The sequence below is a fragment of the Pseudoalteromonas luteoviolacea genome, from assembly GCF_021654285.1.
Taxonomy (GTDB): Bacteria; Pseudomonadota; Gammaproteobacteria; order Enterobacterales; family Alteromonadaceae; genus Pseudoalteromonas; species Pseudoalteromonas luteoviolacea_J.
In genome coordinates, this window is the sequence record NZ_JAKFZS010000043.1 from 1 (window position 1) to 15,654 (window position 15,654).

The 15,654-nt window shown below is 43.6% G+C and carries 11 protein-coding genes; 1 reads left to right on the top strand and 10 read right to left on the bottom strand.

All coding sequences use genetic code 11. The features are described from left to right. The 10 genes from L1077_RS25090 to L1077_RS25135 all read right to left on the bottom strand — a co-directional run. Positions 1 to 4,998: beta strand repeat-containing protein (locus tag L1077_RS25090; protein WP_237139523.1), on the bottom strand; the 4,998-nt coding region annotated here is incomplete at its 3' end. Beyond that, on the bottom strand, positions 4,995 to 6,182 hold the full coding sequence (locus L1077_RS25095) for a TIGR03032 family protein (RefSeq protein ID WP_237139524.1): 1,188 nt from the start codon (positions 6,180 to 6,182) through the stop codon (positions 4,995 to 4,997). The genes L1077_RS25090 and L1077_RS25095, both read right to left, overlap by 4 nt. Before the next feature lie 54 nt (positions 6,183 to 6,236). Next, a complete protein-coding gene (locus L1077_RS25100) occupies positions 6,237 to 7,373 on the bottom strand; it encodes a S8 family peptidase (protein WP_237139525.1) in 1,137 nt (378 codons plus the stop codon). Between the two features lie 14 nt (positions 7,374 to 7,387). Next, on the bottom strand, positions 7,388 to 7,936 hold the full coding sequence (locus L1077_RS25105; RefSeq protein WP_237139526.1) for a phage tail protein: 549 nt from the start codon (positions 7,934 to 7,936) through the stop codon (positions 7,388 to 7,390). A 12-nt stretch (positions 7,937 to 7,948) separates the two neighbouring features. Next, on the bottom strand, positions 7,949 to 8,476 hold the full coding sequence (locus tag L1077_RS25110; RefSeq protein WP_237139527.1) for a phage tail protein: 528 nt from the start codon (positions 8,474 to 8,476) through the stop codon (positions 7,949 to 7,951). Positions 8,477 to 8,491: 15 nt separating this feature from the next. After that, entirely contained in the window at positions 8,492 to 9,040 is a 549-nt protein-coding gene (locus L1077_RS25115; RefSeq protein ID WP_237139528.1) for a phage tail protein, read from the bottom strand. Positions 9,041 to 9,080: 40 nt separating this feature from the next. Beyond that, positions 9,081 to 9,374: a DUF6916 family protein gene (locus L1077_RS25120; protein WP_237139529.1), complete on the bottom strand. Its 294-nt coding sequence runs from the start codon at positions 9,372 to 9,374 to the stop codon at positions 9,081 to 9,083. Between the two features lie 56 nt (positions 9,375 to 9,430). Further along, positions 9,431 to 9,943 (bottom strand): GNAT family N-acetyltransferase, encoded by a 513-nt coding sequence (locus tag L1077_RS25125; RefSeq protein ID WP_237139530.1) that lies wholly within the window; start codon positions 9,941 to 9,943, stop codon positions 9,431 to 9,433. A 42-nt stretch (positions 9,944 to 9,985) separates the two neighbouring features. Continuing rightward, positions 9,986 to 10,600: an aspartyl/asparaginyl beta-hydroxylase domain-containing protein gene (locus L1077_RS25130; protein WP_237139531.1), complete on the bottom strand. Its 615-nt coding sequence runs from the start codon at positions 10,598 to 10,600 to the stop codon at positions 9,986 to 9,988. A gap of 4 nt (positions 10,601 to 10,604) precedes the next feature. Next, positions 10,605 to 11,276, bottom strand: a complete 672-nt coding sequence (locus L1077_RS25135; RefSeq protein WP_237139532.1) for a hypothetical protein — start codon at positions 11,274 to 11,276, stop codon at positions 10,605 to 10,607. A gap of 534 nt (positions 11,277 to 11,810) precedes the next feature. Between L1077_RS25135 and L1077_RS25140 the strand changes: the two genes are divergently transcribed. Next, on the top strand, positions 11,811 to 15,647 hold the full coding sequence (locus tag L1077_RS25140; protein WP_237139533.1) for a TOMM system kinase/cyclase fusion protein: 3,837 nt from the start codon (positions 11,811 to 11,813) through the stop codon (positions 15,645 to 15,647). Positions 15,648 to 15,654: the final 7 nt, after the last annotated feature.

The following is a 15,654-nucleotide window of genomic DNA, read 5'->3' on the forward strand; positions in this document are numbered from 1 at the left end:
AAAGGCAACGTTTTGCCCACTGGGTGCTTGCGTGTCTAACGTAAGCGATAAATTACCCGCAGCGTTCGCCATATTACCCGCATTATCAACAGATTGCGCTGAAATAGTATGACTGCCTGCTTGTAACGTAGACGATGTAATGCTCCACGTACCACCAGAGACAGTAGTACTACCGATATTACCGTCTAAATTGGATGACAAGTTAATGGTGTCACCTGTAGTACCTGTGCCCGTGATCGTTGGTGTTGTATCGTTTGTAATATTATCTGTGTTGGACGTACCTGAATCACTACTGGCTGACAGGTCAGGCGTGCTCGGCGCGTTTGGTGCTGATGTATCTATAGTCACATTCAAAGCACTAGAGGCGCTACTTTCATTATTGCTTGCATCCGTTGCCTTTGCTGTAATGGCATGAGTCGTTGCTGATAATGCACTTGTGGTGATCTGCCAATTGCCGCCTGTTGCGGTACCACTGCCAATCACTGTGCTGCCAGACTGGTCGCTATACAACCTTACCGTACTGCCAGACTCCGCTGTACCACTGAATGTAGGCGTAGTGTCAGATGTGACATTATCGGTATTTGAGCCACCGCTGTCAGAACCTGCATCCAGATCTGGCGTGGAAGGCGCGTTTGGCGCGACATTATCTACAACCGTTATGGTAAATGACTCTTGGAATGTTGTCGTGCCATCACTTGTCTGAACACAGACAATATAATCCCCAGCACTTAGTGCCGACTGAGTTTGTAAATTCGAACCGCTAATTTGGAAACTGCTGTTTCCGGTATTACTTGTACAAGTACCGCTGGCACTGCTGCCACTATTCACTAGGCTATATGCATGCACATTGGCGCTATCGAGATCCGTGGTCGACAGCGTGCCCACATTCACACTTGTGCCCGTTGCCGATTGATTCATACTCGTTGCAGATAATGCAATATCTGTTGGTGCATCATTCTGCGCTGCAATATTCACAACCGCTTGGTTTGTGCCTGTACTGTTCGCCGTACCATCGTTAAATGTGTAATCAAGCGTAACACTTGAAGGCGGGTCGTCAGATGTATTGCTGTAGGAAATAGATTGGATCACGCCATCAACAATGGCCGATGTTGCGCTGGTATTAAATGTCAGAACAAGCGTACCGGCGGAGTTTGTCGTCACAGTACCAACACTGGTGCCATTATAAGTAAAGGTATTGCCCTGAGTTAACGTGCCTAGCAAACTCAAGTTTGCAAACACATCTTGTGCATTGGCGCCACCGTTTCGGGTGATGGTTAAAGACGCACCATTGTAATTACCCGTCCCCCCATTTAAGGCATCCAATTCTGTATCTGCTACAGTCGCATCACTATCAATGGCAACCGCTGAACCATTTTCTGTAAAGGAAGACAACCCGTTTAGTGAGCTAAGCACAGGCACATCATTGGCTGCAATAAAGGTGAGCACTGTGTTCGCGCCGCTATCAGCGACTGTAAAATCTAAACTTGCGCCTGGTGAATTTGTTAGCGTCAGGGCAATCTCAGCTGCTGCAAAGTCTGTCGCATCGGTATCCACTTGTAAGGTACTATTACCGTTAAATCTGACGTTGCTTGTGGTTAACCCAGTGACACCCGTCACCGTGATCATATCGCCCACAGCAAGGTCTGCGATGGTATCCCCATTTAAATCGCTGGCACTACCGACAAAGTTATCATTCCCACCGTTACCCGTTATAGAATCTGTGCCCGAACCAGGTCTTATCGTGTCGGCGCTGTCACCCCCTGTTAAAGTGTCATTACCAGTTAAATCGGTTGCGGAAATCACCAAGCTATCTCCTGCTAACGCAGATGCGTTAATGGTGACTCCAGCATTAATAGCTGAGCCTGATGAGTTACTGACGGTGACTGTCCCGCCATTTGAAGAAAAGTTATCGGTAATGGTCACCGAAGTGACACTGTTAGAACCTAGCGAGATATTTTCAATACTTGAAACACTGGTCGAACTAAAGTCGAATGTGCCACCACTGACCAAGTTCAATGTTTCAGTGCCCGCAGCGCCATTTATTGCTGTTGAAAAGTCACTGACATTTTGAGCGTCAATCGTTACTGTTGCGCCACTTACCAATGACAGTGTGCCCACATTACTAAAACTTGCACCTGTTGTATTGGCACCATCACTGGCAGACACGATGTCGGCAGCTGTCGCTTGACCTGTTAACGAACCCGAAAAGCTTTGCCCGGCAATATTAAAAGTAATTGCATCAGTCACCGATGTTGCCGTAACACTTGTCGTTGCGCCCACGTTGATTGTGCGCGTATTACTAGAGTCATCGCCTATTGTGTAATTTTCTATGCCTGAGCGTGTTGTTATATCACCATCACCTGAGATCACGATGGTTTCTGTACCACCTGCGGTGATTGAGCCACTAAAGCTCTCATTTTGCGCTGCGGTCATCGTCACCGACGCGCCAGTTGCCAAGGCAAGATTAGTAATATTTAAAATGGTCGCGCCGCTAATATCTGCGCCATTGGATAAGCTCAATGTATCAGCGGACGTATTTTCCCCTGTGAGCGTGCCTGTAAATGTTAATGTCCCAACGTCAAAAGTCACGGCATCAGTGACACTGTTTGCAGTCACTGAGTGACCAGCAGCAGCGACCGTTACCGTACGAGTGTTTGTACTGTCATCGCCAATAGTATAGTTTTCGATGCCAGCAACCGTTGACAGATCCCCATCGCCTGTCACAGAGACAGTCTCTGTACCAGCAGCCGTAACTGTGCCTGAAAACTGAGAAAGTTGTGCAGCACTAAATGTTGCGGATGCGCCACTTGATAAAGTGAGGTTTTCAAAACCAGAAACTGTTGCACCAGCAATACTGCCGCCATTTCCGACACTAAGTGTATCTGTACCACTACCGCCTGCTAATGTACCTGTCGCGGTCAGAGTCCCCACATTGACAGTATCGTTGTTACCACTCCCTGTTAGGTTTTGACCAGCGCTGCCCAATGTAAATGTATTCCCGACGGATAGTACGTATGACTCTATTGCAGAATTGCCTGTTAACCCATCTGTGGCTGCTGAAATGGTAATCGTATCTGTGCCGGTTGCTGTCATGGAGCCAAAGCTATCATGCTGTGCTTCGGTCATGGTCACCGAAGCCCCAGAGTTCAACTCCAATACTTCTGTATTTGAAACAGTCGCACCCGCGATATTTGCGCCACTTGAAAGACGCAGTGTATCGCCTGTCCCGCCACCAGCATCAAGTGTGCCTGTTGGTGTGAGTGCAGCGACATTAATGACATCGTTGGAGCTACTGCCCGAGACATTTTGCGACGCACTTCCCAAAGTGAATGTCATAGCAGCACCTAAAACATAGGTTTCAATGTCTGCATCCCCCGTCACAGCCGCATCACCATTACCACTTGAGATAGTAAACTGGTTAATGCCTACACCGTTTATGGTGCTGAATGACTCATGCTGAGTCTCACTCAAGGTCAAGTTACCGTTGTTTGCCGCCTCTAATGTCTCAAAGTTTGCTAGCGACGTCAGTCCACTGATATCCACACCATCTGATACGTTCAAGGTATCCGTACCACCGCCGCCATCCGCTGTAGACCCTGCAGCATGTGATGTTTGCGCTATGGTTAGAGATTCATTCTCACTAGTAAATAAAATCGCGGGGTTTAGGTTAGCACCCGTTGTGGTATTAAACGATGCACCCGACGAGGTGGTCGAAGTGACATTCGCGACACTCACTGTTGAGGTACGTGACACACTATTGTCAGTACCATCATTGACGACGACCGTTACCGTTCTGGCCGTTGTATTTGGTGTAGACGACGTATTGTTATAGGTTATAGCGTCTAAAAACGTCTGCACTTGGGCGAGTGTTGCTGTCGCCCCAGTAATCGAAATGGTATCTTGCAGGGTGATATCTGAGCTACCCGATACCCCATTTAAAGCATTTTGCGCCGAGCCTGTGACGTTCAGTCCTTCCGAGGCCCCGTCTTGGTCATTTGTCAGAGAAACCGTAATCGTTTTAATGGTATCTGACTCTGCATCTGTGACGCTGGCACTGTTAGTAATGCCAACCCCACCACTGCCCTCACTGAAAGAGGACGACCTGTTATTACCACCAGCAGCCGTATCTAAATCTACCACAGGTGCGGTATTGGCCGCAGTGACTGTGGCACCGACTTTAAACGTATAGGTGCCTTCATTGGGATCATTACTGGTTATGGTCACCGTAGCATTTGGTGAGCCAACCGTAGTCGGATCTAGCTGAACAACAAATGTCGTGCTGGTGACCCCATTTAAAGAACTAGCGCCAGGTTGGCTGGATATTGAAAAGTCACTGGAAGCTGAAATGCTCACTAATGGAGAGCCACTCAAATTAAGCGTAGAAGCTGCGATTACATTTTCTATGGTAAACGTACGAGTAAAATTGCTGCCACCCGTTTGGTGAGAACCAAAATCAGTATGGTTGCTTGCACTTAATGCCGTCGTGCCAGATGTAATTGATTGACCGTTACCTTTTAAATTGATGTCCGGGTCTGGTGCTGCAGCGGTACAATCATTGGTATCAGGAAACCATACACCAGGTCCAGGCGCTGCTTCACAACTGGCTTGGCTACCATAGGCGGTAGTACAACCAAAAGAGGCTTGGCAAGATGCCGCAAGCTCTTTGGCAATACTCACTTCACCATTAACTTGAGTTACTCCCATCCCTTGGCTGCCAAGTAAGCCTTGCGCTGCCAAAAAAGACAGCGTGGCTGATGTTGCATCATCTTGGTTATTTGGTTGCTCCTTCTTATGCTCAGCAATACCAAATACCTTATCCTGTTTATTGCTTTGCTTATTGTTAAAGTGAATACTGTCTGCAACTTGTATGGAGTTGAGCGACGGCACTTCGTGATTTGGCAAGAAGTAACTATCGGCAATATTTGAAGAAGAATTTGCAGCAACCAGTGATGGGATCATCACCCCTAATATCGAGGTCGTCATATCAAGTTTTTTCATTTCAATTCCTCCTTCGTAAACTCATATAAATGCGCAGAAATAGCGTCATCACCGCTGATCATTTCAGGAAATGTGGAGTTGGGAATAATGCAAAGATCGTAAAGTTGGCTTACATCGCCTTTAAACTGCAATTTGGATAGGATCTCACCGTTTTGCTTATTGATAATCCATATGCCACAGACAGTATCTTTTTGGGTATGCGCTTTGGTTAAAGGTATATCATTAACCACGGTAGACGAACGCACATGACTGGTCGCAACCAACATCAAATCACCATAAAATGTCAGTCCACGTGTAAAGCCAGGTAATGTGCATAAAACTGATTTTTCGCAAGTTTTTGGGTCGTAACACAGTATTTCACCTTCGCCTGAGTTACATAAGTACACTTTCCCATCATGGCATCTTGGTGAATGCGGCATCGATAGCCCACTAATGAGTATTTCATTTTTTTCTACATCCATTAACGTGCCATTTAGCTCGGTTCGCCATGAATCTTGATAATCTTGGGTGTTAAACGTTGTGACATATCTAGGTTGCCCATCTAACATGGCCATACCATTTAAATGACAACGGTCTTGCGGTTTTAACTCGCTGATAAAATGCGGCTTCCAACGGGGTGTAAAACCTGATTCTGAAGAAAGGGTCGCAAGACAAGAAAAGCTTGAGTTAACGACCCATAAGCCGTCATCGCCCCAAGCGATATCGTGCGTATTGAGCGTCCCCGTCGTTAACGAAGAGCGCTCTGTAAATAAGACATCACATTGTTTTATTGCACTGATCTGCTCAGTTCTAAGCGCTTTAAATGCATCGGTATCGCGTTGCTCATCTCGTAATTTACTTGCCAAAGAGTCAATATTGTCCACTTCACCGCTAAGTACACTTTTTCGAGACATACTACTTGCTTTAAAGTTCACTATTCGATTCACGGTACTGACTAAAAGTCTATCTTCACTGACACAGACGCCCATTGGCCTGACAAACTTTTTTACACTGCAATTCAGTGCCGTTCCACAGCTTCTAAGTAGCATCACAGCATGTGATTGATAGCTAGAAACAACCAGTGAGACCCCTAATGCTTGTAAGATTTTAGGGAAGTTCTCACTATATTCACTCGCAAAGTCAATGTTGACCAGATCGGCCTCATCACCAGTACTTCCATAACCCTGTTCACGATACCCTTGCATGCCTTTACTCCTTAGTTAACAGCGCGCAGTCTCTGTTTAAAAAATCAAACGAGCTTAATAATTGTTATTGAGTTTAATTTCATTGTTTGTCAGGCCGCACCCCAACAGGTGTGACACTTCTCCGGTGATCCAAGCTGCCGCCGAAGACGTCCCATGTTTAGTGAGATTTAAACCTTGTTCTTTTTTGGAAAATACGCCCGGTGCATATACATCGACGCACCGACCATAATTTGAAAACGGTGCAATTGTTCCATCGAGAGACAATGCACCAACTGTTGTTACGCCTTTTATCAACGACAGCTTATTGCTCACACAAGCATCCTGTGCATGGTTTCCTGCCGATACGATAATGTAAGAAATGCCCCCTTCCGTTAGCCCATAGCGGATCACGTTAGCCAGAAGTTCTGAAACAAAAGGCAGTGTCCAACTGCTATTAATGATGTCTACCTGCATTTTTTGAGACACACTGAATGCCAAAATCATGGCCGAATTTAAAGTGCTGGCTTGCTGAATACTCACCAGCTCAGCTGCGGGAGCGCTTTTGCCAATTGCCTGTGACTTAAGGTTGCTTGCTATAACATTGGCAACCATGCTGCCATGACCATTTGTGCCCTCTGTTTTTGATAATAGTTGTTGGCGGTCTGCATCGTATGCGAGTAATACACTAAACGTTGAAAGTGCAGGCTCTGATAAACTCAAACCGTCATCAATAATTGCTATACGTTTTGGATGATAAGACGAAATACACTGATGCCTGTGAAGCTGCCTCACTTGTTGCGCTTTCAATATACTATTAGGCGCTTGTTCAGCTTGTTCATGTGCACGCACAATTGCAAAATCAGGCTGTATATTCACCACCCCGCTTAATTGCTTAAGCTGTTCATAAACAAATAAAAACTGTGTCGGTGCAGGTGATATTAGAATGGTTGCACTCTCTACATTTTCCGCAAGTATTTGGATTGGCGCTATCGACTCAATGCCATTTGCTTTTTGTTTATCGATTTGAGCAATAAGTTTGTAATTTAAATAAAAATCCAATCCAATATTACTACTATAGATATCCGTTTGAGGTGATGGGTATAACCTAATTTCTTCAAGGTCATTTTTAAAAGTAATATAAGGCTTCTCGGGGCTGTCACCAGCGACAGCCCAAAATGTAACCAGGATTAAAAAACAACCTAACAGTTTCACAGCAAACTACTCACCTAGCTCCTTGGGGGAAAAATGCCATCCATACACAAACAAAATTGTACAGCAAGGTATGGTTGTCTATTTTCATGCGCTTGATTTTGCCCACTACTCAATATCGCTTGAGGATTCAAAGTAATGTTTGAGCCTCCCAAATCATCAGAAGAATATACACGAGCGACACCACCAGTGGTGGCTCTTGCCGCAGATAACAAACCAGTGCCATTGGAGCGATCAACCAGACCATCTTTGATGGTTTTACCTGCATATAACTCATGAGTATGTGATGGAAGTTCACTCTCCATTAACACAACATCCGGTAACCCAACCCGATTACCAAGATCGCCTGGGGAAAGACCAGGCCCAGTACCAAACATGGTTGGGCTTCTGCCTTGCAAATCTGGTAGCTGCATATTTGTCTGTCCATTGCCGCCATAAGTAGTACCAATCACAGCAAACAATGCCTGATTTTGCGAAATATCAACAAACTGGCCATCACAAAACGCATAACTAACCGGAGCGAAGGTATATGGCAACATATCAACTTGACCAATAAATGGATCCATTTCAATACTCCTTTAATTCCGAGACGGGTACAAACCGTTCATACAAATGATAAAACCGAGATACAGCATAGGCATTCTGTTTTCGTGCGCTTCATCACCACCGGTTGTGCCTATGGCTCGAGCGCTGAATGGGTTCGTTTCTAACCCTGCGGTAGAATCAGGTAAAAAATGTAGCTCGCTACCAATATAAGATTGCCCATCAACTGGAGCTTGTAACTCAGACGTCGCACTAGTTATTTGTACGGGGTGACTGTGTGCTGGTAATTGTGAGGTCGATAACACAACTTGTTCAACACCATACCGCTGACCTATCACTCGATTTGTCAGGCCTGGCCCCTGCCCATCACCCACTGGTATTCGCCCTCGCATGTCAGGCAACCCATAAGTACTGCGGCCGTCACCACCGTAGTTAGAGCCCAATAGACTGAACAAAGATTGATTATCCGTTATCGCTTGTAGCTGGCCTGCACAGTATGACCAGTGGTATGGTGAATACACGCCTGCAAACATACGAATTTCACCTAAATATGCATCACTCATATTATGCTCCTGTACTTAGTTTCTTGGCGGATACGCACCGTTAAGTGCAATCACAAAACCCAGAACCGTTGTTGGTTGTAAATTAGTATGAGGTGCGTTTTGCCCTACAGTGCCAATACTTTGCGATGACAAGGTATCCAAACCACCTGAGTTTTGCGCGTAAAACTTTTTTACCCCAGCCGGAAACTGCGTGTTTGCAGTCGATATTGTGTAACGCGCTGTTGGATTGGCGTTACTAAATGGTAGGAAGCTATCACCTTCCAAAGAATCAACTTGAAAATCGTGGTTATGTCCCGTCTGAGCATTACTCAGCGTAACTTCCTCAAAACCGCCCTTCTGACCTTGTTGCACTATACCGTATTTACCTTGATAAACAGGCGCTCGCCCTCGCATATCAGGTAGTCCAAAGTTCGTTCGTGCATCGCCACCGAAAGTATCTGAGAGCAATGAAAATAGCGCTGGGTTGTCGTTGACAGGAATCAATGCACCATTGCACGCAGCCCAGTGTACAGGTGGAAAGTTAAAGGCAATCATCTGCATCATGCCTAAATACGGATTAACCATAAAAACCACTCCTTACTTTTGACTTGGGTTTCCCCACTTCTTAATTGCGTTTGCGAGAAATAACAATCTGATATTTATCAACATCATAAATACTCATAAACATCGGATATTCACCAAACGTACTATGCTTAAACAGATAATTATCTTGAGGAAGTTGGTTGTTAGGGTCTCCGCGAAGAGAAATACTAAAGGAAGAAAACTCCGCAGTGTCTATTCTGCCATTCTCTACGTTAAAAATTTCTAGTTCACCAACTTGCTGTTCATTCTGCACCGAAAAGACATCTACTTTTTGACCAACTAAGGAGTGCATTAACTCATGCGTTACTATTTCCATTTCTTGCTACTCTTTTTGTGTAAAGTGAATACAAGGCTGCCTAAATGACACCCAGTTTAAACACCCACTATGCTTTTCATTGCAGGGGGATACCAAATCAATAATTCATGAGGCGGTTGTATCAATTCAGTTTGAAAACCCAGTTCTAAATACAAGCGTTTTGCACCCAAATTCAAACAGCTAACAGACAAAGTGAGTGGCATAGCTGACTGCGCCGCACAATGCTGAAATGATTGAATAATTGCTCGTCCAAAACCATGTCCTCGCGCAGCGTTTAAAAAACCGATATCAATTAAGCGAATTTCGTTGTGACCAAAATCAAGCGTGGCCTTGCCAATGGGTTCACCGTGTTTTTCAATAATGAAGTACATTGCATTGGGGTACTGAGCACCGTACCCTTGAGTTTGCGCTTTTAGCTGCATCTCAACGATGGACTCAATAAAGTCTTGCTCACCATCAATACACTGCAAGTCCTGTCTTACTTCTCTGTGCAGCTTTTCGATAAATGGCTTATCACTTGCTGTTGAGGGACGGATATGAAGTCCCTCAGGTATGGTAAATTGCACCATAATCCTTATCCTCTTATGTGCATTTATTGAGTATATGCAGCTTTAAAATTTTTGCTCAGAACATTCAATGATATTTTTAAGCCACGCATTAACCTTGCAATCAATCACCAAATTGATCCTAGCCTTAAAGCCGCGATTCAAAACACTGTGCTCTAAGTCCGCATTGACGTACCAAGCTTCCCCATTGCGCATAGGCACTTTTTGTCCGCCAACAACAAACTCAATTTCTTCAGAGCCAGTAATGGGGATATGGATCCGTGCTTCGCCGTACTCCAAAGATAAGCGATGGTCTTGATGTGGATAGATCTGACTACCTGCCCCTAAACGCATAAGCCTCACCGACTTAAAGGGACATTTGAATTGGCCTAGAAATCGTTCAATTTCATGCAGACTTTCCATGATAGGCAAAGGTGAAAACTGCCCGTTACATTCCTCAATTGAGAAACATTGTAAAATTGGATGAGCATCCAAATGAGCTTGATCAGCATAGAGTGCGAGTACATCCCACTCACCGGTAAAGCAAGATGTATTTACGTGCCTGCACCAATGTGAATTGCTGACAGAAATAACATCATCGAGCAGAGCATTAACACAGCAAGATAAATCGAGCTTTGCGCCCGCCAACACCTTAGTTGGTTGTGCACAACTGAGAGTCATTAAACTACCCTAAAGGCTGACCTGAAATATCAAATTTATAGACGGTATCTGCAAACTTGCCACCAATAGCGGTTATCGAGTTATATCCATCTATGGTCAGTAGTCGAGTTTTTGTATATAACTCCCTAGGTCCATAACTCTTCAGATATATGCCCTGACTGTCGTATATCTTTATGCTGTTTGAATGAGAGTCTAAAACATGTATATATCCAGACGCATCGCAGGTTATCGATTTAACACCATTCAGTTGGTGATCCAGTTCATTTCCAAATTCGCCAAAAGAGCCGAGTACATCGCCCTCAAAATCTAATGCATAAATAGAATAGCTCGTTTCCCCTGTAACAAATAAACGCTGGTGCTTTTCATCAATAGCAAAATCTTTAACATGCATGCTCAGCGGAATAAAACCTAAGACTGTTCCTTTATCATCGTATATGTCTATTTGATTCATTGACTCAAACAAAATATACACTTTGCTACCATAGCGCCTTGCCACTCTCGGTTTTAGGCTTACTTCTACGATAGTTTGTTGTGGGTTTTCAATTAAAATCGCGGGGTTTGTGACGTTCCAAGAAAGAAGCTCTGAGTTATTTAATCTTTGTGTATATGCCGTTGTACGCTTACTTTTATGTGCCCAAACAGGCATGGAAACACCCGCTGCGCTTGATGCACTCATAATAACTGCTGATTTTATAAACCCTCGGCGCTTCATGGACGACTCCTTCCTAAATTGATTAAATCAATTATTACAGGATTGGAAATAATAAAATATTACACCTTATTACACTGCGCAGTACATAAACATTAAATCAAAAGAAAAAAGCAACACTTAACAACTAGCCTTGAATTTAAAAATTTGAAGTCAGTCAAACTTTGCAAGCTTAAGTTACTGGCCTAAAGAAAAACTATTCTCATCTTTGGCTTTTAAACCAATAAAAAGCCACATGAGAAAAGACCAAAAAACACAACAATAAAAAATAGAAAATCTCGATATACCGATATAAGAGACAAAAGACACAATCTTTAATCCTTATATTTGGAATAATAAAAATAAGACAAGCGTTTCTTACTAGGTAAAAAATCGTATGTATTATATATGTGAAATTAATTATAAGTTGTAATCGTCAACCACTAAAAAACGATGTACTATCTACATTCAATTGCATCAAATGTTTCTTGGCAACAATAATTAACTCGTAGAATAAACATAATGTCATTAACTCATTTTTCTGATCCATATATAGAGAATAACTTCGATTCTTCCCAATATGAGCTACTTCATAAGATTGGCGAGGGTGGTTTTGGTAAAGTCTATAAAGCACGCAATAAAAATACAGAACAAACTGTTGCTATTAAATTTTTAGCCCTTGAGCCCCACTTAGAAGAATCAAAAAAGAAACGATATATTGAACGCTTTAAACGTGAAACTGCACTTAGTGGGCAATTAGAGCACCCGCATATCGTTCGATTATTAGATAAAGGACAGGTTAATGAACACCTGTTATATGGTGTTTTTGAGTATATTGAAGGCCAATCACTGCGTGAATACCTTATGCAAGAAGGAGCGCTGGACGCAGTTGAAGCCACCGATATTATGTTACAAGTGCTCGATGCACTGATCCACGCCCATAAAAAAGGTATTATTCACCGAGATATCAAACCCGCCAACATAATGCTTACACAAGCGGGAGCGAAAACACATGCAAAAATCCTTGATTTTGGTATCGGTACTCTCACGCAAGAAAGCCGTCATCAAGACTTTGCAACCATCACGTTAACGCAAGAGACAATCGGCACGCCTTCTTACAGTGCCCCAGAGCAATTAAGAGGAGAGCCAGCCTCTGAGAAAACTGATTTATACGTATGGGGCTTAGTATTACTTGAATGCTTAACGGGCATGCCAGCGGTTACGGGGTCAAGCGTAGCTTCAATATATCATAAGCAGCTTAGTGACGTGCATATCCCGATCCCCAGCGCCCTACTAGGGCATCCGCTTTCAGGGCTGCTGCGTCGAGTCTTGCAGAAAAATGCCACTGAACGAGTGATCTCCGGTAAAGAAGTGTTTTCTGAGTTAAATACCATGAACGTGTCTAACTTGGTCGGTATCTTAGCCGATGTGCAGGCACAACATGGTTTTGATGACAATACAGTTGTGCTGCGTAATGACGATCCAAATAGTCCCGTCGTACACGATTACACAACCCTTACTGAGCGTAAACAAATCACGGTGTTAGCACTTCGATTAAGTGCTAAGAGGCTCAATGAAAGTGCCAAAGATTTTGATATCATAGATACGCTTTTTAAATCCCAACGCAACCACTGCATCGATATCGCGACCCGGTTTGGTGCTTATCATGTCGGAAATCTAGCGGATACCATGTTGTTTTACTTTGGCTATCCCGTTGCCAGTGACAATGACACACGTTTGAGCGCTCGCACCGCACTCGAAGCCATCAGTGAATTAGCCAAAAGAAATGCGTTAATGCAAGAAGCGCATGGCATTCAGCTTAATGCGCATGTTGGTATCCACTCTGGTATTTTTGTCACATATGCCAATGCAGTGCCAGAAGGAAATGTGGCTAATATTGCCATGGAGTTATCTCGCCTTGCGGGCGAGAGGCAGATTTTATGCTCAGCAGAAACACGCTCTATTCTAGAACCGTTCAGTGAGTTTGATTATTTCGACAACATTCAGTTGGGATTATCCATTGATCAGTTGACAGTTTATAACCTCAATGGTGAAAAACGCATTGAAGCCTTTGGCTTTATGCGTGGCACTAAGAACCACCACAAGCTGGTTGGCAGACAACATGAGTTAGATAAAACGTTGTCTATCATTAACGATGAGAATACGAAAACCCGCATCGCCCACATCTTCGGCGAGGCAGGCATAGGTAAATCTCGCTTATTGCAAGAAATAAGAGACAATGCATCTCAATATCAACACCTGGTTGCACAGTGCTTGCCAGAGCACCAAAACAATGGCTTGTATCCTGTTATTAACCTAGTTAAGTATCTATACAATATTCAGACACTTAGCCCCTCAGAAATCGTTGCTAAATTCACCACATTATTAAGCAGTGCAGGCTCTGACATAGATGTAACACACATGATGCCTGTGTTACTTGTATGGCTAAATGTCGAGTTACCTGAACATATCCACCCCTCTTCTTTGAGTTCAGAATCGCAAAAAGCACTGTTGTTTAAGGGCTTGGCAAGCCTATTAAGCACAGATGAAAATGCTATCTGCAACAATAAACTATATGTTTTTGAAGACATTCATTGGTCGGATGCAACCACGCTGGAGTTCATTCAATTTTTTGCAGCGAGTCTAGACGGCCATCATGTTCTGATTAGCACATCACGGCAACCGGCCCCAAACTGCTTACACGATTTAACGCTACTTGAAATCGAACTTAATAAACTGACCTCTAGAGCAACCGAAGACTTTATTGAACAACTTTTCGAAAATAAATCAGTGTCCGATTCAGTCAGGAATGTACTGATTAATCGAACAGATGGGATCCCTCTATTTATCGAAGAGCTGGTAGATATGATGAAACAAAAAGGCCTTGTCCATGAACAACAAGGTGCTATTCAGTTCATCAACCCAGACAAGCAAAATGAGGTCCCAGGCAGCCTTAGAGAGTCTTTGCAACAGAAGCTTGACTGTCTTGTACATGCGAAAGAAACAGCGCAATTGGCTGCAACAATCGGCAGAGAGTTTGACTATGATTTGCTGGTAGCGGCATCTTCACTCAGTGAGGATCAAATTCAAAATGATTTGAATGAACTGATTGACAAAGATCTCATTGTGCAACAACGTAGAGTGGACAGCGACAGCTATATATTCAAACATGCTTTGGTGCGAGATGCTGCCTATGAAAGCCAAAGTGCTAAAGAGTTCAAAGCCAAACACTTACAAATATTGTCTGCACTCGAAACCCTAAACCACTTTGATAGAGATCCACTGCTCACCACATTTCACTTGAAAAAAGTCGGTCAATTTAATGAAGCGGTCACACTGCTTTTGCACAGTGCGAAACAAGCAACCACGCGCTTTTTTGTAGCAAAAGCCAGCGCATTTTATGCAGAAGCATTGGAGATTATCAATGCAGGTAACATTGAAGACAGCGCGCTGGCAACGTCTGTTAAAAATGCCCTCGCCGCATCTCGTATCGCTTACAATGGCTGGCTTGATAGCCAAGCCGTGTCGAATATGGAAGAAAATATCCGTAAGATGGAAGAGATTCAAGATCCGACACAAAAGTTTTTCACACAGCGTGGGCAATGGCTACACGCCTATGCATCAGGCGATATGAATGTAGCGCATCAGATAGGCATTGGGCTTGCGCAAACAATAGACGATATGCCAAGTCATGTTCACCCCATAATTGCTGAAGTTGTTGTACAAACTCATTTCTCATTTGGGGAGTTTGACACCGTTTTAAGCTTAATAGACTCATTGCCCAAGCGTGGTTTTTTTGACAACAGTCCTGAGGCCATTTCTGCCAACTTTGGATTTTGCTCTGAATTGGTTTGCATTGGCTTCAAAGGGTTATCTGAACTCTTGCTAGGTCTGGAGCAACAAGCAGATGAAACCATGCGAGACCAACTTATGCTTGCGAGACAACTTAACGTCGAAGATGTACTTTCAGCCACTCATGGCTTTCAAGCTTGGTACTTCTTACTCAAAAGTGCCATCAGCACTGAGCTCAATGACTTTAACCACAGTCTAAAAAACGCCAAGTTGCATTCCGAGCAAGGATACATCCACTCGCAAAACACCAACAATATTGGCTGGCTTGGATATAACACCATGCTTAAATACTTGGCCAATATCGATACACAAAATTCATTTGAGCATTTTGAGGAAAATATAGCCCAATTTATGGGCTATCAATCTCACCGTTATTTTTATTACTTTTTCTTAGCTAAGTTTCTATTTTTACGCAACGATGGGCGTTATGAAGATGCGTATGCAGAGTACATTAGCGAAAAAAGTAAAAACCAAAACCGATATCTTAATCAATACGATAACCTTTAAATGGAGA

Coding starts and splice junctions, on each gene's coding strand:
- L1077_RS25115 (WP_237139528.1), bottom strand. CDS start 9,040: ATGGTTAATCCGTATTTAGGCATGATGCAGATGATTGCCTTTAACTTT.
- L1077_RS25120 (WP_237139529.1), bottom strand. CDS start 9,374: ATGGAAATAGTAACGCATGAGTTAATGCACTCCTTAGTTGGTCAAAAA.
- L1077_RS25130 (WP_237139531.1), bottom strand. CDS start 10,600: ATGACTCTCAGTTGTGCACAACCAACTAAGGTGTTGGCGGGCGCAAAG.
- L1077_RS25135 (WP_237139532.1), bottom strand. CDS start 11,276: ATGAGTGCATCAAGCGCAGCGGGTGTTTCCATGCCTGTTTGGGCACAT.
- L1077_RS25110 (WP_237139527.1), bottom strand. CDS start 8,476: ATGAGTGATGCATATTTAGGTGAAATTCGTATGTTTGCAGGCGTGTAT.
- L1077_RS25140 (WP_237139533.1), top strand. CDS start 11,811: ATGTCATTAACTCATTTTTCTGATCCATATATAGAGAATAACTTCGAT.
- L1077_RS25125 (WP_237139530.1), bottom strand. CDS start 9,943: ATGGTGCAATTTACCATACCTGAGGGACTTCATATCCGTCCCTCAACA.
- L1077_RS25105 (WP_237139526.1), bottom strand. CDS start 7,936: ATGGATCCATTTATTGGTCAAGTTGATATGTTGCCATATACCTTCGCT.
- L1077_RS25095 (WP_237139524.1), bottom strand. CDS start 6,182: ATGCAAGGGTATCGTGAACAGGGTTATGGAAGTACTGGTGATGAGGCC.